At 75.5% G+C, this 21,190-nt stretch carries 20 protein-coding genes; 7 read left to right on the top strand and 13 right to left on the bottom strand.

Annotated elements, in window-relative coordinates:
• Nucleotides 1–12 precede the first annotated feature (12 nt).
• The 3 genes from ggt to ACI79E_RS14335 form a co-directional block, all read right to left on the bottom strand.
• A complete protein-coding gene (gene ggt, locus ACI79E_RS14345) occupies nt 13–1,824 on the bottom strand; it encodes a gamma-glutamyltransferase (protein ID WP_456933229.1) in 1,812 nt (603 codons plus the stop codon).
• An 81-nt stretch (nt 1,825–1,905) separates the two neighbouring features.
• On the bottom strand, nt 1,906–2,784 hold the full coding sequence (locus ACI79E_RS14340) for an alpha/beta fold hydrolase (RefSeq protein WP_456933228.1): 879 nt from the start codon (nt 2,782–2,784) through the stop codon (nt 1,906–1,908).
• A gap of 45 nt (nt 2,785–2,829) precedes the next feature.
• A complete protein-coding gene (locus ACI79E_RS14335) occupies nt 2,830–3,348 on the bottom strand; it encodes a copper chaperone PCu(A)C (protein ID WP_456933227.1) in 519 nt (172 codons plus the stop codon).
• Between the two features lie 152 nt (nt 3,349–3,500).
• Between ACI79E_RS14335 and ACI79E_RS14330 the strand changes: the two genes are divergently transcribed.
• A complete protein-coding gene (locus ACI79E_RS14330) occupies nt 3,501–4,259 on the top strand; it encodes a hypothetical protein (protein WP_456933226.1) in 759 nt (252 codons plus the stop codon).
• A gap of 102 nt (nt 4,260–4,361) precedes the next feature.
• Nucleotides 4,362–7,754 (top strand): lysine--tRNA ligase, encoded by a 3,393-nt coding sequence (gene lysS, locus ACI79E_RS14325; RefSeq protein ID WP_456933225.1) that lies wholly within the window; start codon nt 4,362–4,364, stop codon nt 7,752–7,754.
• Between the two features lie 69 nt (nt 7,755–7,823).
• Here the strand turns inward: lysS and ACI79E_RS14320 are convergent, their stop codons facing one another.
• Nucleotides 7,824–8,693 carry a DMT family transporter gene (locus tag ACI79E_RS14320; protein ID WP_456933224.1) on the bottom strand — a complete coding sequence of 290 codons (870 nt, stop codon included), beginning with the start codon at nt 8,691–8,693 and terminating at the stop codon, nt 7,824–7,826.
• Nucleotides 8,694–8,775: 82 nt separating this feature from the next.
• Here ACI79E_RS14320 and ACI79E_RS14315 point away from each other — a divergent pair, with 82 nt between their 5' ends.
• The 3 genes from ACI79E_RS14315 (at nt 8,776) to ACI79E_RS14305 (ending at nt 11,181) form a co-directional block, all read left to right on the top strand.
• A complete protein-coding gene (locus tag ACI79E_RS14315) occupies nt 8,776–9,270 on the top strand; it encodes a hypothetical protein (protein ID WP_456933223.1) in 495 nt (164 codons plus the stop codon).
• Nucleotides 9,271–9,360: 90 nt separating this feature from the next.
• Nucleotides 9,361–10,548: an alpha/beta hydrolase family protein gene (locus ACI79E_RS14310; protein WP_456933222.1), complete on the top strand. Its 1,188-nt coding sequence runs from the start codon at nt 9,361–9,363 to the stop codon at nt 10,546–10,548.
• A 36-nt stretch (nt 10,549–10,584) separates the two neighbouring features.
• Nucleotides 10,585–11,181 (top strand): TMEM175 family protein, encoded by a 597-nt coding sequence (locus tag ACI79E_RS14305; RefSeq protein ID WP_456933221.1) that lies wholly within the window; start codon nt 10,585–10,587, stop codon nt 11,179–11,181.
• Here the strand turns inward: ACI79E_RS14305 and ACI79E_RS14300 are convergent.
• The 5 genes from ACI79E_RS14300 to ACI79E_RS14280 all read right to left on the bottom strand — a co-directional run bounded on the left by ACI79E_RS14300 (nt 11,112) and on the right by ACI79E_RS14280 (nt 14,754).
• Nucleotides 11,112–12,347: a cation:proton antiporter gene (locus tag ACI79E_RS14300; RefSeq protein WP_456933220.1), complete on the bottom strand. Its 1,236-nt coding sequence runs from the start codon at nt 12,345–12,347 to the stop codon at nt 11,112–11,114. The genes ACI79E_RS14305 and ACI79E_RS14300 overlap by 70 nt on opposite strands.
• Nucleotides 12,348–12,396: 49 nt before the next feature.
• Nucleotides 12,397–12,837 carry a flavodoxin family protein gene (locus ACI79E_RS14295; protein WP_456933219.1) on the bottom strand — a complete coding sequence of 147 codons (441 nt, stop codon included), beginning with the start codon at nt 12,835–12,837 and terminating at the stop codon, nt 12,397–12,399.
• Nucleotides 12,838–12,867: 30 nt separating this feature from the next.
• Nucleotides 12,868–13,047 (bottom strand): hypothetical protein, encoded by a 180-nt coding sequence (locus ACI79E_RS14290; protein WP_456933218.1) that lies wholly within the window; start codon nt 13,045–13,047, stop codon nt 12,868–12,870.
• A 66-nt stretch (nt 13,048–13,113) separates the two neighbouring features.
• Entirely contained in the window at nt 13,114–13,983 is an 870-nt protein-coding gene (locus ACI79E_RS14285) for a tryptophan 2,3-dioxygenase (protein ID WP_456933217.1), read from the bottom strand.
• A gap of 54 nt (nt 13,984–14,037) precedes the next feature.
• Nucleotides 14,038–14,754: a CPBP family intramembrane glutamic endopeptidase gene (locus ACI79E_RS14280; protein ID WP_456933216.1), complete on the bottom strand. Its 717-nt coding sequence runs from the start codon at nt 14,752–14,754 to the stop codon at nt 14,038–14,040.
• Between the two features lie 2 nt (nt 14,755–14,756).
• Between ACI79E_RS14280 and ACI79E_RS14275 the strand changes: the two genes are divergently transcribed.
• Both ACI79E_RS14275 and ACI79E_RS14270 read left to right on the top strand, forming a co-directional pair.
• Entirely contained in the window at nt 14,757–15,146 is a 390-nt protein-coding gene (locus tag ACI79E_RS14275; RefSeq protein ID WP_456933215.1) for a hypothetical protein, read from the top strand.
• Entirely contained in the window at nt 15,143–15,340 is a 198-nt protein-coding gene (locus ACI79E_RS14270) for a DUF6186 family protein (protein WP_456933214.1), read from the top strand. The genes ACI79E_RS14275 and ACI79E_RS14270 overlap by 4 nt, the downstream gene beginning before the upstream one ends.
• A gap of 42 nt (nt 15,341–15,382) precedes the next feature.
• Here ACI79E_RS14270 and ACI79E_RS14265 read toward each other — a convergent pair whose 3' ends face one another.
• The 4 genes from ACI79E_RS14265 to ACI79E_RS14250 are packed head-to-tail and all read right to left on the bottom strand — an operon-like array spanning nt 15,383 to nt 21,174.
• Complete coding sequence (locus ACI79E_RS14265; RefSeq protein WP_456933213.1) at nt 15,383–16,393, bottom strand: PDR/VanB family oxidoreductase; 1,011 nt, start codon at nt 16,391–16,393, stop codon at nt 15,383–15,385.
• Nucleotides 16,394–16,402: 9 nt separating this feature from the next.
• Nucleotides 16,403–17,656, bottom strand: coding sequence for an aromatic ring-hydroxylating dioxygenase subunit alpha (locus ACI79E_RS14260; protein WP_456933212.1), 1,254 nt, complete (start codon nt 17,654–17,656; stop codon nt 16,403–16,405).
• A gap of 23 nt (nt 17,657–17,679) precedes the next feature.
• The gene (locus ACI79E_RS14255) at nt 17,680–19,173 is read right to left on the bottom strand and encodes an MFS transporter (protein WP_456933211.1); all 1,494 of its coding nucleotides are present in this window, start codon (nt 19,171–19,173) and stop codon (nt 17,680–17,682) included.
• A 30-nt stretch (nt 19,174–19,203) separates the two neighbouring features.
• A complete protein-coding gene (locus ACI79E_RS14250) occupies nt 19,204–21,174 on the bottom strand; it encodes a 3-oxoacyl-ACP synthase III family protein (protein ID WP_456933210.1) in 1,971 nt (656 codons plus the stop codon).
• Nucleotides 21,175–21,190 lie beyond the last annotated feature (16 nt).

Genomic DNA, 21,190 nt, shown 5'->3' with positions numbered 1-21,190 from the left:
CCCCGGACGCCGCTACCCGGCGGCCCCCTCGGGGAGGACGTCGCGGACGACGCCGGCGCTGCCGCCACCGCGCCGCTCGGGCTCGGCCGCGGCCAGCAGCAGCCCGCCGGGCAGGAACTCGACGCCGGTCGCGGCGCCGATCTCGGCCACCTCCGCGAAGGCGTGCCCGCGCGCGGTGAGGTCCGCGCCATGGGCGGCGAGGAAGGCCGGCTCGGCGTCGGTCGTGGCGCCGTTGCGGGAGCTGGCGCGGGGCGCGGCGATCGCCTCGGCCAGGTCGGCGTTGCGGTCCAGCCGGTCGACCAGTGTCTGCAGGACCGTGGTGATGATCGTGGCGCCGCCGGGTGAGCCGAGGGCGAGCACCGGCGCCCCGTCGTCGAGCACGATCGTCGGCGCCATGCTGCTGCGCGGCCGCTTGCCCGGCCCGGGCAGGTTCGGCTCGGGCCGCGCGGGGTCCGACGCGGCGAAGGTGAAGTCGGTCAGCTCGTTGTTCAGCAGGAACCCGCGGCCGGGCACGGTGATCCCGCTGCCGCCGGTCTGCTCGATGGTGAGGGTGTAGCTGGCCACGTTGCCCTGGGCGTCGGCGACGGTGAGGTGGGTCGTCGACGGGCCCTCGGCGCCACCGGCGACGCTCGCCCCCACCGGTGCCGGGCAGGGCCCGTAGGCGCCGTCGGGCACGCCCGCGGTCACCGGCCGGGGCGCTGCCCGGGCCGGGTCGAGCGCGCAGGCCCGCTCGGCGGCGAAGCCGTCGGACAGCAGCTCGGCCAGCGGCACGTCGGTGGTCGCCGGGTCACCGACGTACGCGTTGCGGTCGGCGAAGGCGAGCGCCGAGGCCTCCAGGTACAGGTGCAGGGCCTCGGCCTCGGACAGCGAGGCCAGCGGGAAGCGCTCCAGCACGTTGAGCGCCTCCCCGACCGTCGAGCCCCCGCTGGACGGCGGCGCCATCCCGACGACCTCGAGGCCGCGGTAGCCCACCCGGGTCGGCTCCCGCAGAGGCGCGTCGTAGGCGGCGAGGTCGGCCGCGGTGAGCAGGCCGCCCCGCACCGCGGCGGCCCCGGCGGCCTCCGGCGGGTTCTGGGCGGTGCGGACGACGTCGGCGGCGAGGTCCCCGGTGGCGAAGGCGCGGGCGCCCTCGGCGGCGAGCACCTCGTAGGTGCGCGCCAGGTCGGGGTTGCGGAAGACCGAGCCCACCTCGGGCAGCGCGCCGCCCGGGAGCCACAGCTGCGCGGAGGCGGCGAACCGGCGGAACTTCTCCTCGTTGTCCGCGGTCTGCTGCCGGAAGGTCTCGTCGACGACGAACCCGTCCTCGGCCAGCCGGGTCGCCCCCTCCAGCGCCTCGGCCAGCGACAGCGTGCCGAACTCCGCCAGCGCGCGCTCCCACGTCAGCGGCGTGCCCGGGGTGCCGACCGACAGGCCGCTCTGCACCGCCTCCTGCAGCGGCAGCGGGGTACCGGCGGCGTCGAGGAAGGCGTCGGGCCCCATGGCCTGCGGCGCGGTCTCCCGGCCGTCGATCGAGGACACCGCACCGGTCGAGGCGTCGTGGTAGAGGAAGAAGCCGCCGCCCCCGACGCCGGCCGAGTACGGCTCGCTCACCCCGAGCGCGGCGGCCGCGGCGACCGCCGCGTCGGCGGCGTTGCCGCCGGCCGCGAGGACCTCCAGGCCGATGCGCGTGGCGTCGGGGTCCACGGTGGCGACCGCGCCGCCGGTGCCGATCGCGACCGGCTGCCTGCCGGGGTCCGGGCCCGCCGCGGCGGCCGGTGGGGCGCCCGCGACGGCGCCGGCGGCGAGCACGGCGAGGGCGACCAGGGTGGGGGCACGGCGGGGCATGGCGACTCCCGGGAGCATCGACGGCGCCGTCCCATCGCACACCCGCCCGGGTGCCGCCGCATCCGGGACGGCGGCCCGGGATCAGTCGCGCAGCGCCGCGTACACCTGCGCGGCGTGGTCGAAGACGAAGAAGTGGCCCTCGCCGGGGACCCAGTGCACCGTGCTGCGCGGCAGCAGCGCGGCGAGCACCCGGGCCAGCGCCACCGGCACCTGCCAGTCCTGCGTGCCGTGCCAGACGTGGACGTGCTGGCGCACCGCCGAGAGGGGGAAGCCCCACGGCCGCAGCAGCAGCGCGCGGTCCTCGGCGACCGCGCCGGGCCCGGAGCGCAGTCCCTCGGTGAAGGTGGCGACCAGTACCCGCCGGACGGCCGGGCGCCCGACGACGCGCCGGTCGGCCGGGTTCAGCCGCGCCTGCAGGTAGCGCGGGATCAGCGCCGGGCGGCGGGCGGCCGGCACGAACAGCGGCTTGAGCAGCGCGGCCACCGGCGACGTGCTGCGGGCCGCCGAGCGCAGCTGGTGCGGGAGCCAGTCCGGCCACGCCCACGGCCACGGCACGTCCGGGGGCGGCGCCCCGCCCAGCACCCCGACGCCCCGCACCCGGTCCCCGAAGGCGGCGGCGCAGGCCAGGGCGTAGGCCGCACCGCCGGAGAGGCTCAGCACGTCGAACGGCCCCACCCCGAGGGCGTCGAGCAGCTGGCGGACGTCGTCGGGCCAGTCGGGGATCCGGCGCCCGGGCCGGGGGTCGGAGCGGCCGAAGCCGGGCCGGTCGGGCACCACGAACCGCACGCCCCAGCGCCGGTAGTCCTCCGGGTCCTCGACGTGCCGCTCCAGCCGGGAGCTCGGCGAGCCGTGGCAGCCGAGCACGACCCGCCCGTCCGGGTCGCCGTACTCCGCGTAGGCGAGCACCCGGCCGTCGTGCAGCCGGATCGTGCCCTCCCGGGGTCCCGCGCCGCCGTCCACGCCGCTGCGGTACCCGCGCCCCGCCGGTCGACCCGCCCGTGCGGCTCAGTCCACCGGCCCGGGCCCGGCGGCGACGGGCACGTCCAGGGCCACCTCCCCGGCGGTCTGGAAGGTGAAGGTGACCCGCACGGTGTCGGTGGGGGCGATCGGGTCCGTCACGCCCTCCAGCTGCATCCGCACCGGGCCGGTGACGGCCTCCACCTGCCCGGCGGCCGGCACGTCGATGCCGTCCGGGCTGGCTTGACCGGACTCGTCGAGCAGCTGGACCGACTGCGCCGCCGGGGTGGTGACCCCGACGAGCCGGTCGGCCGCCTCGGCGTCGTTGGTGAGCACGCCGCGCAGGGGCACCGAGTCCCCTGCCGCGACGGTGCCCTCGGCGTCGAGGAAGACGTCGTCCAGGGAGACCTGGCCCACCGTGCCGTCGACACCGGCGGTGTCCGGGGTCTCCTGGAGCGTCTCGGCGTCGTTGCCGGCGTCGCACCCGGCCAGCGCCAGGAGGCCGGCGACCCCGGCGGCCGCCCAGCGGGCGCCACGAGGGGGACGAGGCGGTGGGGGCTGACGCACGGGAGCTCTCCCTCCGTGGGGTCCGGCTGTCGGCCGGACCGTCCCGCCTCCGGGGGCCGGGCACCAGGGGCGGCGGTCCCTCGGACGACCGCCTCTGGTCCCGCACCGTGCTCCCCCGGCACCATCGGGGCCTCGGGAAGGGCGGTGGCGCGGTGGGCATCGAGCTGGAGCTGCTCCCGGCGCTGACCGGCCGCCGGGTCGTCGTCGCCTGGATGCTCGGCGCGTTCCTGGTGACCTTCCTGGCCACGCGGTTCGTCACGCGCGCCATCCGCACCGGCCGCGGGCCCTTCCGGGACGCCAGCGTCGGCGGCGTCCACGTGCACCACGAGGTGTACGGGATCTTCCTGCTGCTCGGCACCGGCCTGGTCGAGCTGACCTACCGGCCCGACGGCGCCTGGCGCAACGTGCTCGCCGTCCTGTTCGGGATCGGCGCGGCGCTCACCCTCGACGAGTTCGCCCTGTGGCTGCACCTGGAGGACGTCTACTGGTCGCGGGAGGGCCGCAGCTCCATCGACGCCGTCCTCATCGCCGTCGTCGTCGGCGCCCTGCTGCTGGTCGGCGCCAACCCGTTCGACGCCCAGCAGCTCACCGGGGAGCTGCCGGTCGCGCTGACGGTCGCGGTCAACCTCGCCTTCGCCCTCGTCGCGATCCTCAAGGGGCGGGCGGTGCTCGGCGTGGTGGGGGTCTTCGTGCCGCTCGTCGCGGCGGTCGCGGCGGTCCGGCTGGCCCGGCCGCAGTCCTTCTGGGGCCGGCGGTGGTACCCGCGCGGCTCGGTCCGGCGGCAGCGGTCGGAGGCCCGCTTCCCGCCGGGGCGGCGGACCCGCTGGGACGCCGTGGTCGACCTGTTCGCCGACGTGCCGCACACGCCCCGCCCCGGCGCCGTGGTCGGCGCGCCGCACGCGGAGCGATGAGGGCTGCGGCGAGCGCAGCGACCCACCGGCGGGCTCCGGCGGGCGGGGTCCCGGCACGCAGGTGGGGCTCCGCTCCCCCGGGCGCGTCACCACCATGGCGGGATGGTCAGCGAGGCCGACGTCGCCGGCCGTCGCGCCGACCAGCGCGCGCACCGCCTGGCCAAGCTCCAGGCGCTGCGGGCGCGCGGTGTGGCGGCCTACCCCTACCGCTATCCCACCGACGCCACGGTGGCGGGCATCCGGTCGGCGCACCCGGGCCTGGGCCCGGACGTCCGGACGACCGACCGGGTGCGGATCGCCGGCCGGGTGGAGCTGATCCGCCGGCAGGGCTGGCTGACCTTCGCGACGATCCGGGACCGCACGGGCGCGGTCCAGCTCTACGTCGACAGCTCGGTCCTCGGCGCGGACCGGCACGCCGAGTTCGACGACGTCGACCGGGGCGACTGGATCGGCGTCGACGGGACGGTGATGACCACCCGCCGCGGCGAGCTGTCGGTGTGCGTGGCGGACTTCGCCGTCCTCGGCAAGTCGCTGCTCGAGCCGCCCGACAAGCACCGCGGCCTGGTCGACGTGGAGACCCGCTACCGGCAGCGCTACGCCGACCTGGAGGTCAACGAGCGGACCCGGGAGGTCTTCCGGATCCGGCACACGGCGGTGCGGGCGATCCGCCGGCACCTGGAGGAGCTCGGCTTCACCGAGGTCGAGGGTCCGGTGCTGCAGTCGATCCAGGGTGGCGCGAGCGCCCGGCCGTTCGTGACCCACCACAACGCGCTCGGCCTGGACCTGTACCTGCGCATCGCGCTCGAGCTGCACCTCAAGCGGCTCGTCGTCGGCGGCCTGGAGCGGGTGTTCGAGATCGGCCGGGTGTTCCGCAACGAGGGGATCGACACCCGGCACAACCCGGAGTTCACGATGCTGGAGGCCTACCAGGCCTTCGCCGACTACACCGACATGATGGACCTGACCGAGGGCCTGGTCACCGCGGCGGCGCGGGCGGCCCTCGGCGAGGACCTCACCGTCCACGTCGCCGGCCACGCCATCGACCTGGCCGCGACGCCGTGGCCGCGGAGGCGCTTCGCCGACATGATCGCCGAGGTCACCGGCGCGACCATGCACCCCGGGATGCCGGTCGAGGAGGCCCGGGCGGTCCTCGACGGGCTGGGCATCCCGTACGAGGCCGGCTGGGGCGCCGGGCGGCTGATGAAGGAGGTCTACGACGAGCGGGTCCAGCACTCGGTCGTCGGACCGGTGTTCTGCCTGGACTACCCGCGCGAGGTCTCGCCGCTGGCGCGGGTGCACCGCGACGACCCCGCCTACGTCGAGCGCTTCGAGCTGATCGTCGCCGGCTTCGAGCTGTGCAACGCCTACTCGGAGCAGAACGACCCGGTCGAGCAGCTGGCCGCGTTCGAGGCCGAGGCGCGTGCCAAGGCCCACGGCGACCCCGAGGCCGGCGACGTCGACCTCGACTACGTCCGCGCCCTGGAGTGCGGCATGCCGTGCACCGGCGGGCTGGGCATCGGCATCGACCGGCTGGTCATGCTGCTGGCCGGCGTCGACTCCATCCGCGAGGTCATCCTGTTCCCCACCCTGCGGCCGGAGACCCCCACCGGCCCGGACGGCGCGGTGCGCCCGCTGGTGGCGCCCACGCCGATCCCCGCGGGCAGCGCCGCCGGGTCGGCCGCCCCGGCACCGGCCGACGGCGGCTCGGTGGTGGCCCTGCCGCCCACGGCCCCCTCCGCGCACCCGGTGCCGGCACCCCCGCCGGCGGGGGCCGGGCACCGGCTGGTGGTGCGGTGGACCGCCGCGCTCACCGCCCTGGCCGGCGTCCTCCAGCTGCTGACCGCGCTGCCGGTGCTGCACGACCGGCTGGGCCTGCCGGCCGCGCTCGGCCCGCTGTGGGTGCCGGTCACCGGCTGGGTCGGGTCGGTCGTCGTGGGGCTGCTGCTCCTGCTGCTGGCCGACCAGCTCGCCCGCCGCAAGGTGGCGGCCTGGCGGCTGGCCGTCGCCCTGTTCGCCCTCGGGGCTGTGCTGCACGTCGCCAAGGGCCCCCACCCGGTCGCGGTGGCCGTCTGCGCCGTCCTGCTGGTGGTGCTGGTCGCGTACCGGTCGGCGTTCCGCGCACCGGCGGACCCGCCGTCGCTGCTGCGGCTGCTGCGGGTGCTCCCGCTGTACCTGGCCGGGGTGCTGCTGTTCGGCCTCGCCACGCTGTGGGCCGAACGGGCCCGCATCGAGCCCGACCCCACCCTCGGGGGCGCGCTGCAGACCGTCCTCGGCGGCCTGGTCGGCGTCGACGGCCCCTACACCTACGACTCGCCGTTCGTCGCGGCCGCCTTCCCCGCGGCGCTGCTCGCCCTCGGCGTCACCGGGCTGGGCGTGGCCGCCGTGCTGCTGTTCCGCCCGCTGGCCGCCCGCCGCCCGCACACCGAGGAGGACTGGGCGCACGCCGAGCGGCTGGTGCACACCCACGGCTGGGACACCCTGGCCTACTTCGCGCTGCGCGACGACAAGAGCTTCTTCTTCTCCAGCGACGGCGAGGCCTTCCTCGCCTACACCTACCTCGACGGCTACGCGCTGGTCTCCGGTGACCCCGTCGGCGCGCGGGAGTCGGTGGTGCGGGTCCTCGACGAGTTCCTCGCGATGTGCGACGAGCGCGCCTGGACACCGGCCCTGCTCGCGGTGCGGGAGGCGAGCATGCCGCTGTACGCCTCGCGCGGGTTCAGCGCGTTCTACCTCGGCGACGAGGCGGTCATCGACTGCCGTCGGTTCACGCTGGACGGCGCGGCGCGCAAGGGCCTGCGGGCCGCCGTCCGGCGGGTCGGGCGCACGCACCGCTTCCGGTTGATCGCCGAGTCCGAGGCCCCGCCGGCCCTGGTCGACCAGCTCAACGCCATCAGCGCGCGCTGGCGCGGCAAGCACCCCGAGCGCGGGTTCACGATGTCCCTGTCCCAGGACGTCCGCGGCGCGGGTGCCAACCCGGAGTTCCTGCTCTGCGTCGCGCTGGACGCCGACGGCCGGCCCGGCGGCTTCCTGCGGCTGGTGCCCGCCTACGGCCCGTCCTTCGGCTACACGCTGGACCTGATGCGCCACGACCCCGGGGCACCGAACGGCATGACCGAGTTCCTCATCGCCTCCACCGCCGGCGCGCTGGGCGCGCGGGGCGTGGCGCGGCTGTCGATGAACTTCGCGATGTGGGGCCGGCTGTTCGCCGACGACGTGCCGTTCACCCCGGCGCAGCGGGTGGCGCGCTGGGCGGTCGGCGCGCTGAACCCCTTCTTCCAGATCCGCTCGCTGCGCGACTTCAACGCCCGCTTCGACCCGGAGTGGCTCCCCCGCGTGCTGGCCTACCGGCGTCCGTCCGACCTGCCGCGGGTGGGGCTGCGCTACGCCGGTGCGGAGGGGTTCCTGGCGCTGCCGGGTCTGGGCGAGCTGCTCGTGCCCAAGGCCGTCGGCGGCGTGCGCTCCCCGTCGGCGCCGGAGGAACGGGCCGCGGCGTGAGGGGGTGCGGCGGGCGCCGTCCGTGCCCGTCCTGCCGGCCCGCCGCCGGGCCGCCGTCCGGGTGGGCCCTCACGCCGCCGCGCCGGCCGGTGCCGCGGCGCGCGCGGCCGACCGGGCCAGCGCGGCGGTGGCGAGGGTCATCACCACGACCAGCACCGCGATGAGCGCCCACTCCGCCCCGTCGGCGCGCAGCCGCTCCCCCAGCACCACCACGCCGAGCACGGCGGCCACCACCGGCTCGCCGACGGTCACCGCCGGCAGCGACGCCCCCAGGGCACCGGCCTGGAAGGCCGCCTGCTGCGCCAGCGTCCCGCCCGCGAGGGTCGCGGCGAGCAGCCAGGTCTCCCAGCTGGTCAGCAGGGCGCCCAGGCCGTCGTCGAGCAGGCTGACCACGCCCTTGGTGAGCGCCGCCGCGACGCCGTAGGCCACCCCGGCGGTCCCCGCCAGCAGGAGCGCCCGTGTCGTCCCCCGGCGCACCGCCGCGCCCAGCAGGCACCCGGCCACCACGAGGGCGAGCACCGTCCCGGCGGGCAGCCACGGCCGCCAGCCGGCGCGGTCGGCACCGGCGGTCGGCTCGCCGGCCACGACGAAGACCGCCAGCGCGAGGACCAGCAGCAGCGCCCACGCCCAGTCCGGCCGGCTCAGCCGGCGCCCGGCCCACCGGGCGCCGAGCGGGAGGGCGAACAGCACGGTGGTGACCAGCAGCGGCTGCACCAGCAGCAGCGACCCCAGGCCCAGGGCCGCCGCCTGGGCGGCGTACCCGGCGGTGTCGCTGAGCGTCCCGGCCCACCACTGCGGACGGCGGACCAGCGACCGCACCAGCCGCAGGCCGCCGGCCTCGTCGTCGGGGACGGCGGACGCCGACCGCTGCTGCACGACCGAGGCGACGGCGAACAGGACGGCGGCGAGCAGCGCGAGCGCCGCGGCGAGGCCGTCCACCGGGCCATGATGCTCGCGGCGGCCCGGCCCCGGGACCCCCGCGGCCGCTCCCCGCTCCGCCTCGTCTGGAGGTCGAGACTGCGTGGACGCCTACCGCGCGGAGGCCTGGTCGGACTTCGCCGTCGCCACGGTCGGCGCCTGCGCCGCGCTCGCCGGCCTGATCTTCGTGGCCGTCTCGCTGAACCTGACGCGCATCCTCGAGTTCCCCCACCTCCCGGGCCGCGCCGCGCAGACCCTCGCCCTGCTCGTCGCCCTCCTGGCGGCCGGCGTGCTGGTGCTCGCCCCGGGACAGCCCGAGGCGGTGCTCGCCGCCGAGATCGGCGGGACCGGGCTGCTGTTGGCCGCCGGCGCACTGCCGCCGCTGCTGCGCGGCCGCCGGGACCCCGCGACCCCGGTGGTGCGGCGGGTCACCCCCGCGGTCATCGTGCTGGTGCCCGCCGCGGCCCTCGTCGCGTGCGGCGCCACCCTGCTCGCGGGCAGCGGGGGCGGGCTGTACTGGCTGGCGGCCGCGGTGGTCCTCGGGACGGCGGGCGCGACCGGCAACGCGTGGGTGCTGCTGGTGGAGATCAACCGCTGATCCGCCCGCGCCCGACCGCCCTTCGCCTCTGTCGCCCGCCGGCGCGACGGCGGCATGGTCGTCTCCCCCGGAGGCAGGGAGGCGACGGCGGTGCGCGCACTGTTCCAGGACCACGACTTCGACGTCGCGGCGCGCGGCGTGCTCGGCCGGGTCTACTCCCGCGCCGCCGACGTCGGGGAGGTGCTCGGCACCGTCGAGCGGATCCACGACGGGCGCGCGCAGTCGTGGGTCGACGAGTGGACCGCCACGGCCGACCGGCTCGTGGCGGAGGCCCGCACCGCGCGCCCGCACTCGGCGGCGGCGCGTTCCCTCCGGGCGGCGGCCTACTACGCCGCCGCGACCGAGGCGGCCGACGGCACCGGCGATCCCGGCCTGTTCGCGCGCCTGTGGGAGCGGCACCGCGACGCCTGGGACGCGTTCGTCGACGGCAGCGCCCTCGACGTGGAGCGCCTGGAGATCCCCTACGAGGGCACCACGCTCCCCGGCTACCTGTTCCGGTCCGGCCCGGCCGGCGAGCCGCGCCGCACGCTGGTCCACAACAACGGCAGCGACGGGTCGGCCGTCGCGGCCTGGACCGAGGGGATCGCCGACGCCCTGGCCCGCGGCTGGAACGCCGTCACCTTCGACGGCCCCGGCCAGAACGCCGCCCTCGTCCGCCAGGGGCTGCACTTCCGGCCCGACTGGGAGCACGTGGTCACCCCGGTCGTCGACGCGCTCACCACCCGGCCGGACGTCGACCCGCGGAAGCTGGCGCTGGTCGGGGTCAGCCAGGGCGGCTACTGGGTGCCGCGGGCGGTGGCGTTCGAGCACCGGATCGCCGCGGCGGTCGCCGACCCGGGGGTCGTCGACGTCTCCGCCGCGATGCGCACCCACCTGCCGCACCACCTCGTCGAGCTGCTGGACACCGGCAACCGGGAGGTCTTCGACAAGGAGATGGCCTGGGGGCTGAGGGTCTCCCCTCGCACCCGGGCCCAGCTGGCGTGGCGGATGCGGCCCTACGGCACCACCTCACCGTTCGACTTCTTCACCGCGGCGCGCGCGTACACGCTCCCCGCGGACGTCGTCGGCCGGATCACCTGCCCCGTCCTGGTCACCGACCCCGAGCACGAGCAGTTCTGGCCGGGCCAACCGCAGCGGCTGTACGACCTGCTGCCCGGGCCCAGGGCACTGGTCCGGTTCACCGCCGCCGAGGGCGCCGACGGGCACTGCGAGCCGGTCGCCGCCGGGCTGCGCGGGGAGCGGCTCTTCGACTGGCTGGACGAGCAGGTCCCGGCGTGACCCCGTCCCCGGGGCCGACGCCCTAGCCTCCGGCCGGTGGCGACCGAACGCGGGCTCGACCGGCTGATCACCTTCCTCGACGCGGTCGTGGCGATCGCGATCACCCTGTTGGTGCTGCCGCTGGTCGACGTCCTGGCCGATGCGGAGACCGACGACGAGCTCGACGACGTGCTGGCCGAGGACGCCGCCCAGTTCGGGGCGTTCGTCCTGAGCTTCGTGGTGATCGCCCGGCTGTGGCTGGTGCACCACCGGCTGGTCGAGCAGGTCGCCGCCTACGACCGGGCGTTCGTCCTGGTCAACTTCGCCTGGCTGCTGACGATCGTCGTCCTGCCGTTCACCACCCAGGTGGTCGCCGTCTACGGCACCGACCGGGCGGCGGTGGCCATGTACGTCGGCACCATGACGGTCAGCTCGGCCCTGCTCACCACGCTGACCCTGCTGGTCCGCGACCGTCCCGGCCTGCGGCGGGCCGGGGTCGCGCCGGCGCGCGCCGCACCGGCGCTGGTCACCACCGGGACCTTCGTCGTGGCGTTCGTCCTCGGGGTGCTGATCCCGGAGGTCAACTACCTCGCCCTCTTCCTGCTGTTCCTCACCGGGCCGCTCGAGCGGCGTCTGCTCCCTCGGCGGGGCTGATCCACCGGCTCCGGCGCCGCGGGGCCGAGGGCGACGGCCAGCGCCGGGAACAGCAGCACGGTGAGCACGCCGGCCCCCACCAGGGCGGCCGCGTTCTCCGGCAGCATCGTGCCGTTGCGCAGCCCGATCTCGGCCAGCGCGACGAGCACGGGCAGCGCGGTCGCCGTCACCAGCGCCGTCTGCCCGCGCTGCCGCCACGGCAGCACCCCGCGGTAGACCAGCAGCGCCGGCAGGCCGCGGACGGCGGCCATCAGGGCGAAGAAGAGCACCACCCGCAGCGGCGCCTCGGCGATCGAGTGCAGGTCCAGGGCCATGCCCGAGTAGACGAAGAAGACCGGGATGAAGAACCCGTACCCGACGGCGTCCAGCTTGGACTCCAGGACCGGGGAGTCCCCGCCCGCCCAGCGCCGCAGGACGACGCCGGCGAGGAAGGCCCCCAGGACGGCGTCGAGGTGGAACTCGTCGGTGACGGCGATCAGCGTGATCAGCAGCAGCACCGTCGCGCGCAGCGTGATCTGGGCGGTCTCGTGCTGCCCGAGCAGGACCACCGTGGCCAGCCGCCCGCCCTCGCGCACCGCCCGGCGGGCCAGCCCGAGCAGCACCGCCAGCACGGCGACCGCCCCCAGGGACGCCAGCGCGGTGAAGCGGTTCTGCGAGCCGAGGAACAGCGCGATCGCCAGTACCGGGAACAGCTCCCCCACGCCGCCGGCGGCCAGCAGGTACCGCCCGAGCCGCCCGGACAGCAGCCCGTTCTCGCGCAGCACCGGCAGCAGCGTGCCCAGCGCCGTGGTGGTCAGGCCCAGCGCCACCGTGACGAACGCCCGGACCAGCCCGCCCGCGGCCAGCAGCGCCACCACGCCGAGGGCGAGGACCAGCGAGACCGACCACGCGACGACGGCCCGGCGGCCGGCGTCCTCCCGGAACAGCCGCAGGTCCACCTCGTAGCCGGCGAGCAGGAACACGAAGCCCAGGCCCACGTCGGCGAGCACCGCGACGCCGTCCGGTGAGCTCAGGCCCAGCACCTGCGGGCCGATGAGGATGCCCCCGGCCAGCAGCAGGACGACCTGCGGGACGGGCAGCCGGGGCAGCAGCCCGACCAGCAGCGGGGCCAGCAGCGACACCGCCAGGACGGCCACGAGCGCGTCGACCACCAGGACGCCGTCCACCCGGGCCCTCCCGTCGTCCGCCGGACCGGGGCCGGCGGGATCGTCCCCGTCAGATGCTGACCGCGACGGTCGCCGCGAGCTCCCGGCAGGCCTCCAGGTCCGCGGGACCGGGCGCGCCGACCAGGCTCAGCGGCGCGGCCACCTGCTTCCACCGCAGCGCACCGGTGATGCGCGCGATGCTGGCGAGGGCGCCCGCGGTGTCGTCGTTGCCGTGCACGTACACCCCGTACGGCAGGCCGGCCGTGGCGTCCAGGCACGGGTAGTAGACGGTGTCGAAGAAGTGCTTGAGCGCGCCGGACATGTAGCCGATGTTGGCCGGGGTGCCGAGCACGACGCCGTCGGCGGCGAGCACGTCGGCCGGCCCGGCCGACAGCGCCGGGCGCACGACCAGTCCGACCTCCTCGACCAGCGCGGCGCCCTCGCGCACCGCCTCGAGCACCGCCTGCAGGGCCGGTGAGGGTGTGTGGTGGACGACGAGCAGCTGCGGCACCGGCGGATCATCCCCCGGCGGGCGGGCCGGTCACCGCGACCGGAAGTCGTGGGCCTCGTCGTAGGAGTGGTCGCCGGCGTCCTCGCCGGGGCCGGCCGGTGGCGGCGGCCCGGGGTGCGGGGGCGGCGGAGGGGCCCCCGTGCTCCCCGCGGCGTCGTGGGCCAGGTCGTAGCCGTAGTCACCGGCCGGGTCCGTGGGCTCCTGGGTCATCGCGGTCTCCTCGCGCTGGACGGCGCCGCCATGCTCGTCCCCTCCTCCCGGCCGGGACAAGCCCGTTCAGGTGCCGATCTCGGTGCGGACGGCGTAGAGCTCGGGGAAGAAGGTGAGGTCCAGCGCCCGGCGCAGGAAGCCCACGCCCGACGAGCCGCCGGTGCCGGTCTTGCCGCCGATCGTGCGCTGCACCGTGCGCAGGTGCCGGAACCGCCAGAACTGCAGGTTGTCCTCGATGTCGACGAGGCTCTCGCACGCCTCGTAGACGTCCCACGGGGCGGCGGGGTCCTCGTAGACGGTGCGGAACACCGGCACCAGCTCCGGCCGGAAGGTCCACGGCTCGCGCACGTCGCGGGTCAGCACGTCGGCCGGGACGGGGAAGCCGCGGCGGGCCATCATCCGGAGGAACTCGTCGTAGAGGGTGGGCTCCTCCAGCAGGCCGGCGAGCGCCGCGCGGGCGTCGGGGTCGGCGTCGAACACCGCGAGGACGCCGGCGTTCTTGTTGCCCAGGATGAACTCGACGGCCCGGTACTGGGCGGACTGGAAGCCCGACGCCGAGCCGAGGACGCCGCGGAACTGGGCGTACTCCCGCGGGGTCAGGGTGGCCAGCACCGACCACTGCTCGGTGAGGGTGCGCTGGATGTTCTTGACCCGGGCCAGGCACTTCAGCGCCGGCGCCGGCTCGTCGTCGGCCAGGTGGCGGCGGGCGGCCCGCAGCTCGTGCAGGACCAGCTTGAACCACAGCTCGCTGGTCTGGTGCTGGACGATGAACAGCAGCTCGTCGTGGTGCTCGGGGTCGCTGCGCGGGTGCTGGGCGCTGAGCAGCCGGTCCAGGTCCAGGTAGCCGGCGTAGTTGGACGCACCGGGCAGCCCGGTGCGGATGGAGCTCTCCAGCGGGCGGACCGCGCGGTCCGGCCCCTCCTCCTCGGGCGCCATGCCGCCAACGTAGCGCCGCACGGCGGCGCCGGGGCCGCGCCGGGGCCGCCGGGCTCAGCGGAGCCGGTGCGCGGCGGCCGCGGCCAGGAGCCCGAGCGAGTTGACGGCGAGGTGCAGCAGCGCGGGGGCGAGCAGGCTGTCGCTGTGCCGCCGGAGCCCGGCGAAGAGGACGCCCGCGGCCGAGGTGCCCAGGACTGCCAGGAGCACCGCCGCCACCCGCTCCCGGGGTCGGGTGGCCAGGCCGTTGAGCGCGAGCGCGTCGAGCGTGGGCCGGACGTGCCAGGAGCCGAACAGGACGGCGGTGGCACCGGCCGCCCGGCGCGGGGAGACCAGCCGCGTGAGGACGGCCGGCAGCACGCCCCGGAACGCGACCTCCTCCCACAGCACGGTGCCGAGCGGGATCCGGACCAGCACCTGGCCGGCGATCCCCCTGCCGTCGAGGCCGGCCACCCGGGCGTCGGCCAGCAGCGGCCGGGCGCCGGGCACGGCCAGGGCGACCGCGTAGCCGCCGGCGACGACGGCGGCGCAGGCCCCGCCCTCGCGCGCCCCCGCGGCGAGCCGGCCCCGGTCCAGGCCGAGGTCCGCCCAGGAGAGGCCGGCGGCCCGCGCGGCCGCCAGCAGCACACCGGTGGCGGTGACGTTCGCCGCCACGTAGCAGCCGGGCCGGGCCGGCAGCCGCGGGACGACGACGTTGTTCCACGCTCCGAGGACGGGCACCAACGCGACGGCGAAGGCCATCGCCGTCCGGCGGTCGGGGGCACCAGCATGCACGGGTGCTGTCCTGCCCCGGGCCGCGTCGGCTCACCCTGGCGGCGCTGGCGGGCGCGTGCGTCGCCACGGTGGCGGTCGGCGGTGAACTCTCCCCGGCCGCGCTGGCGGCCGTCGTCGGGGCCGGTCTCGTCGTGTCCGGGGTGGCTGTGGCCCGGCGGGCCGGCGAAGCGGCGCCACCGGTGGGCCGACGGGGTCTGCCCTGGCTGGGTTGGCTGGCGGCGGTCGTCGCGTGGGAGCTGGTGACGCTGGCCGACGGCGACCTGCCGGCCCTCAGCGACCTCGCCGACCCGGTGCTGGCCCACCCGCTGGCACGGGCCGCCGCGACGGCGTGCTGGCTGGCGGCGGGAGCCTGGATCGCCACCCGCCCGCGCTCGCCGCGGCGGTCGGGGTGAGCGGCGCGACGGTGAGCGCCGTCGGCTTCGCCGTCCTCCTGCTCGCCGCCCTCGCGCTGCAGGTCACCGCCCGGCACGGGAGCCGGGCGGCGACCGTCGCGCAGGCGGTCGGCGCCGCGCTGCGGACGACGCCCGGGCGGGTGGCGGTGCTCGCCGTCTGGCTGTGGCTCGGCGTGCACTTCCTGGCCCGCTGACCGGGCGGCCGCCCGGCCGCACGGTGGCGGGCGGCCCGCCGGTCAGGGGACGTCGATTGTCACCGCGGCCGGTTGCCCGTCGGCGCCGGCCAGCCCGCCGGTGCGGGCGCTGACCACGCGGGAGACGCAGCACTGCAGCCGGTCGCCGGCCTGGTGCTGGGCGTCGCTGAGGAAGACGTCGCGGTGGTCGATGACGCCCTCGACGCCGAGCACCTTGACCTGGCACAGCCCGCACTCACCGCGGCGGCAGTCGAACATCAGGTCCGCCCCGCAGGCCTCCAGCGCCTCGAGCATCGACACGTCGTGCGGCACGACGGTCTCCAGCCCCAGCCGCGGGATGCGCACCGTGAACGCCTCGGGGGCGAACCGGCCGCTGCTGCCGAAGGTCTCGAACCGCAGGTCCGCCGGGCGCCGGCCGGCCGCGGCCCAGGCCGCCTTGATCGCGTCGAGCATCGGCGTCGGGCCGCACACGTAGAGCTCGCCGCCCTCGGGCACGCCGGCCACGAGCTCGGTGACGTCCAGCCCGGTGCCCTCGTCGTCCACCCGCAGCTCCAGGCGCTCCCCGTGCTCGGCGACCAGCTCGTCGGCGAAGGCCATGAGCGAACGGGACCGGGCACCGTAGACGAACCGGTAGTCCGCGCCGCGTTCCTTCAGCGCCCGGCCCATCGCGACCAGGGCGGTGATGCCGATGCCGCCGGCGGCCAGCACGTAGGCGGGCTTGCCGTAGCTGAGCGGGAAGTTCTGCAGCGGCTGGGTGATCGACACCTCCTGGCCGCGGCGCAGCGCGTGGATGTACGCCGAGCCGCCGCGGCTCTGCCGGGCCAGCTGGACGCCGAGCACGATCTCGGTGCCGTAGGCGCCCATCCCGACCACGGAGTACGAGCGGACGTCGGCCCGGCCGTTGACGTAGACGCCGATGTCGACGTGGCTGCCCGGTGGGGCCGGGGCCTCCATGACCTCGGGTTCGAGCACCACCTGGCGCACGTGCTGGGCGACCTCGCAGACGTCGAGCACCCGGGCCTTGCGCCACTTCTTGGCGCTGGTGGCCGCCATCGCCGCCGCCTACAGCCCGCGGCCCATGAGGCCGACGGTCGGCTGCTCGCGGTGCCCGGCGATGCCCCCGGCGACCTCGGCGGCCAGGCCGGTGCCCTCCTCGCGCGCGGTGGTGTTGGCGGCGCCGGTGACCGCGCCCATCGCCACCGCGGCGTCCCCGGAGGTCTCCGCCGGCGGGACGGCGTCGGACCCCAGCTCGGCGTCGATCATGCGTTGCACGATGCGGCGGGTCCACATGCTGCCGGCGTCGATGTTGAGGTTGTAGAAGTCGTAGCCGGGGTTGGCCTCGATACCGCGCTGCTGGGCCTCGAGCATCACCTCGTCCTCGAAGAAGACCCCGGAGACGCCCTCGCGCAGCCGGGTGGTGATGACCTGCTTGTCCAGGCACCAGTCGCGGGCGAAGGCCCACAGGTAGAAGCAGGTGCGGTCGGTCTCCGGGGTCATCGTGTTGATGACCGTGCCGGTGACGCCCTGGCTGCGGTCGCCCTCGGGGGCGCCGGTGCCGGCCTTGGCCACGCCCACGTCGATGGCGACGGTGGCCGGCGCGGTGTAGTGGATGATCTGCCACCGGTCGACCGGGCCGTCGTAGTCGGGGAAGCGGTCCTGCAGGTTCCGCTTCCAGAACGGCGGGGGGTCGATGCCGAGCATCCACTTGGTCACCGTGACCGTGCGCGCGTCGTGGGTGACCTCGAAGTCGGACTCCGACAGCGCGTCGTGGCCGATGCTGGACCCGTGCACGAACTGCTCGTGCGTGAGGTCCATGAGGTTGTCGACGATCAGCTGGTAGCTGCAGTTGACGTGGATGGTCTTGCCATCCCCGGCCCAGTCGGGGTGGTCGTTCATGTGCAGGTCGGGGATGAGGTCGGGGTCGGCGAGCGCCGGGTCGCCCGGCCACACCCACACGTAGCGGTGCCGCTCGACCACCGGGTAGGAGTGCACGGTGGCGCTCGGGTTGATCGTCTCCTGCGCCGGCATGAAGGTGGCGCGGCCGTCGGCGTCGTAGCAGATGCCGTGGTAGCCGCACATGACCTCGTCGTCCCCGCGCAGCTTGCCCATCGACAGCGGCGCCAGGCGGTGCCAGCAGGCGTCGGCGAGGGCGACCGGGCGGCCGCCGGCGGTGCGGTAGAAGACGATCGGCCGGTTGGCGACGGTCTTGGGCAGCAGGTTGCGGCCCACCTCGTGGTCCCACGCCGCGGCGTACCAGGCGTTGGACGGGAAGCTGCGGAAGGCGGCGTGCGCGGGAGCCGCGCCGGGCTGCGACATGGCGTTCCTCCGGGATCGGGAGCTCAGGCGGGGATCGGGTCCTCGTGGTGGGCCGGGGCCTCCCTCACCAGCGCGTAGAGGAAGAAGGAGACGATCATGACGCCGGCGGCGACGTAGACGCCGGTGGCCCAGCTGCCGGTGGCGTCGCGCAGGATCCCGCTGACCACCGGGCTCAGCACCGCGCCGATCTCCGAGACGAGGTTGAGCATCCCGAAGGCCGCGCCCCGTTCGGCCGCGGGCACCAGGTCGCCGGTCATGCCCTGCACGATCGGCTGCAGTGCGTTGAAGAAGACGCCGGAGGAGAACAGCAGCAGGCCGAGCAGGAGCAGGGATGGCTCCCGGCCGCCGGAGATGCTCCAGCCGAAGACCAGCACCAGCACGGAGTAGACGCCGGTGCACACCAGGGCCAGTGGCTTGCGCCCGCGGCCGGTGCGGACGGCGCGGTCGGCCAGCCAGCCGCCGACCGGGAAGCCGAGGATGCCGGCGCCGGCGTTGAACGCCGCGGTGAGCGCCGCCGCGATCAGGCTGCTCTCCGCCGCCTCCCGGACGATCTGCACCGACCAGAAGCTGAAGAACCACAGGTTCCACAGGATCGCGATGTAGGCGACGTAGATCAGCCACAGGTTGCGGTTCAGCAGCGCCGGCCCGCGGCCGGAGCGCTTGACGCTCCGCACGATCACCGCGATGTAGACCAGCGCGATGATCGAGGCGATGGTGGCGGTCAGCCACTCGGGCCACTCGAGGCTGTCGGCGAGCAGGAACAGCGCCACGATGACCACGAACGTCGGCAGCGAGAACAGTGCCAGCTGACCGAACGGTGCCCCCAGCCGCATCGGCCCGCCGAGCCGGGCGCGGAAGAACGCGTAGGCGACGGTGACGACGACGAGCGTCGCGGCGGCGAAGACGAAGAACGGCATCCGCCACGCGCCGTCCCCCATGCCGAGGGAGCCGCCCCAGTCGATGAGCACCGGGGTGAGGACGATGCCCAGGGTCAGGCCGATCGACAGGCCGGTGATGACCACGCCCAGGCCGAGGGTCCGCTGGGCCACCGGCGTGTGGTTGATGATCAGCGTGCGGTCGTTGGAGTAGAAGACGCCCTCGCCCAGGCCGGTCAGCACGCGGGCGGCCACGAACGCGACCAGCCCGGTCATCAGGCCGGAGACCACGGTCAGCACCGCCGCCGCCAGCAGCGAGACGATGATCATCTCCCGGTGGCCGTACCGGTCGCCCAGTCGCCCGCCGGGGTACTGGGTGAGCATGTAGCCCAGGAAGAACATCGAGCCGACCAGGCCGCCGATGGTCGCCGGGTTGCTCGCGTCGCCGATGAACCCGGACTCGGTCTCGATCATCCAGGCGATGACCGGCCCGGTGACCGTCCGGTCGGCGTAGCTCACCACCCAGCCGAGCAGCAGCACGCCCCACAGCGCCCGGTAGGGCACCACGGGGTGCCCGTCGCGGTGGTCCTCCAGCAGCTGTTCGTTCTCGGCGGTGTCCCCTTCGGGGGTGCTGTGCGCCACGACGGCTCCCTCGCCTCGGAGTGCTGCGGCTCAGCCGAACGCGACGCCGACGTCGTCGGAGGGCCGGGGCAGCTCGCCGGGCTCCGGCTCGGCGGCCGGCGGCGCGGCCGGCTGCCCACCGGCCTCGGGGGCCGGCGTCGTCTGCACCGCCACCACCGCGGGGTCGACGCGCATGATCGCGTAGCCGGCGACGGCACCGGCACCGAAGCCGGGCGCGAAGATGCGCACCGGCGTGGTGAGGACGCCGTCGCGTACCGCGTCGTGGATCGCCAGCGGGATGCTCGCCGAGGAGGTGTTGCCGACGGTCTCGATGTTGAAGTAGAGCTGGTCGGCGGTCAGCCCGGCGCGTTCGGCCAGCTGGATCACCATCGTCTTGTTGGCCTGGTGCGGCACGATCAGGTCGACGCTCTCCATGAGCGAGCCGGCCCGGCCGTCCGGGTCGGGCAGCGCCGAGAGCTCCTCGATCATCTGCGCCAGGTACCGGCCGGCCAGGGCCTTCACCTGCGGCCCGAACACGGTGATGTTGTTGTCGAACTCCGGGTTGGGCCACAGGATCGAGTTGACCTCGCTGGCCGGCCCGCTGGCGTAGGTCTTCATGGTCAGCAGGTCGGGGTCGGCGCCCTCGGGGGCGGGGCCGACGACCATCCCGGCCGCGCCGTCCCCGAAGATCATCCGCGAGGTGCGGACGTTGCCGATCTTGTCGGAGAACTTCTCGACGCAGACCACGAGCACCGGCCGCTCGACCTCCTGCAGCAGCCGGGTGGCGTCGGCCAGGCCGTAGGGCATGCCCGCGCAGGCGGCGATGAGGTCGTAGGCCGCGGCGACCTGGTACATGCCCAGCTGGCCGCACAGGTACGTGGCCAGCGACGGGATGAGCCGGGAGCTGGTGCAGGTGCACACCAGGACCCCGCCGATCTCCTCCGGCTCGCGGCCGGCCTTGGCCAGGGCGGCCTCGGCGGCCTGCAGCGCCAGCTCCTCCACCGTCACCGAGCTGTAGCGGCGCTGCTCGATGCCGGTCTTCTGGCTGATCTCCTCCGCGCTCATCGGCGACCAGTTGTAGGCGGTGTTGCGGATCAGGTCGTCGTTGCTGCAGACCTGGTCGCCGTGCACCGCGGCCAGCGACTCCAGCCGCGGCATCACCCGGAAGTCGCGGCGGACGTCGATCTCGCGGAAGGGCCGCACCGGCTGCCGGGACTCCCGCGGCTGCGGTGCCGGGCGGCTCTGGGCGCCGTCGTCCAGCCGGCGGAGGAAGTCGCGCACCGCCTTGTCCCGGGGGGTGAAGACCACGACGTAGTCGTCGTCGGACAGCTGGCTGGCGTCGGCCAGCTCCACCTGGGTGCGATCCCACGGGTACTGGTTGTGCAGCACCATCGCCCAGCGGTGCAGCGCCTCCAGCTCGGGCACGTCCTCGTCGCAGTCGAGGATGTCCTGGTAGCCGTAGACCGGGTAGTCGGGGTCGTAGGAGGGCAGCCGGAAGGTGAGGCTGCCGGGCTTCTCCAGGAACTCCGCCACGGTCGGCTTGATCGCCGGCAGCGTCGTGGCGTGGTGCTTGCGGTTGCCGAAGACGTCGAACAGCACCCCGAAGATGCGGTCCTCGACCTCGGCGTCCCACTGCGCGGGCAGGGTCGCGTAGGCCTCCTGCACGGCGGCGACCTTGGTCTCCCCCTCCTCCCACGGCTCGACGACGGGGAGGAAGACGTCCTTGCGGTTGCGGGGGACGTCGGCCCAGCGGGTGGGCCGCTTCTCGTACATGGTGATCGAGAACCGGTTGGCCCAGAACAGGTTCAGGGCGAGGTCACGCATGAGCGCGTACCGCGTGGCGTAGCCGCCGGTCCGCACCTTGTCCAGGATGTCGGTCCCGCTCGGCGCCTTGGTCTCGAAGTCGCGCCGGATGACGCTGTCGAGCTGCTCCAGCGTCTCCACCGTCGAGAAGTCCAGCTCCGGGACGATGTTGGACGGGAACACCATGCGGCCGTGCCGGTTCAGGACGAACGCGTTCATGCCTGGTCCTCTCGGG

The organism is Geodermatophilus sp. SYSU D00079 (assembly GCF_054050635.1).
Note: the sequence above shows the minus strand (reverse complement) of the source record. Positions and strands in the feature narration are given on the sequence as shown.

Coding starts and splice junctions, on each gene's coding strand:
- ACI79E_RS14260 (WP_456933212.1), bottom strand. CDS start 17,656: ATGTCGCAGCCCGGCGCGGCTCCCGCGCACGCCGCCTTCCGCAGCTTC.
- ACI79E_RS14285 (WP_456933217.1), bottom strand. CDS start 13,983: ATGGCGCCCGAGGAGGAGGGGCCGGACCGCGCGGTCCGCCCGCTGGAG.
- ggt (WP_456933229.1), bottom strand. CDS start 1,824: ATGCCCCGCCGTGCCCCCACCCTGGTCGCCCTCGCCGTGCTCGCCGCC.
- ACI79E_RS14265 (WP_456933213.1), bottom strand. CDS start 16,393: ATGGCGGCCACCAGCGCCAAGAAGTGGCGCAAGGCCCGGGTGCTCGAC.
- ACI79E_RS14290 (WP_456933218.1), bottom strand. CDS start 13,047: ATGACCCAGGAGCCCACGGACCCGGCCGGTGACTACGGCTACGACCTG.
- lysS (WP_456933225.1), top strand. CDS start 4,362: ATGGTCAGCGAGGCCGACGTCGCCGGCCGTCGCGCCGACCAGCGCGCG.
- ACI79E_RS14250 (WP_456933210.1), bottom strand. CDS start 21,174: ATGAACGCGTTCGTCCTGAACCGGCACGGCCGCATGGTGTTCCCGTCC.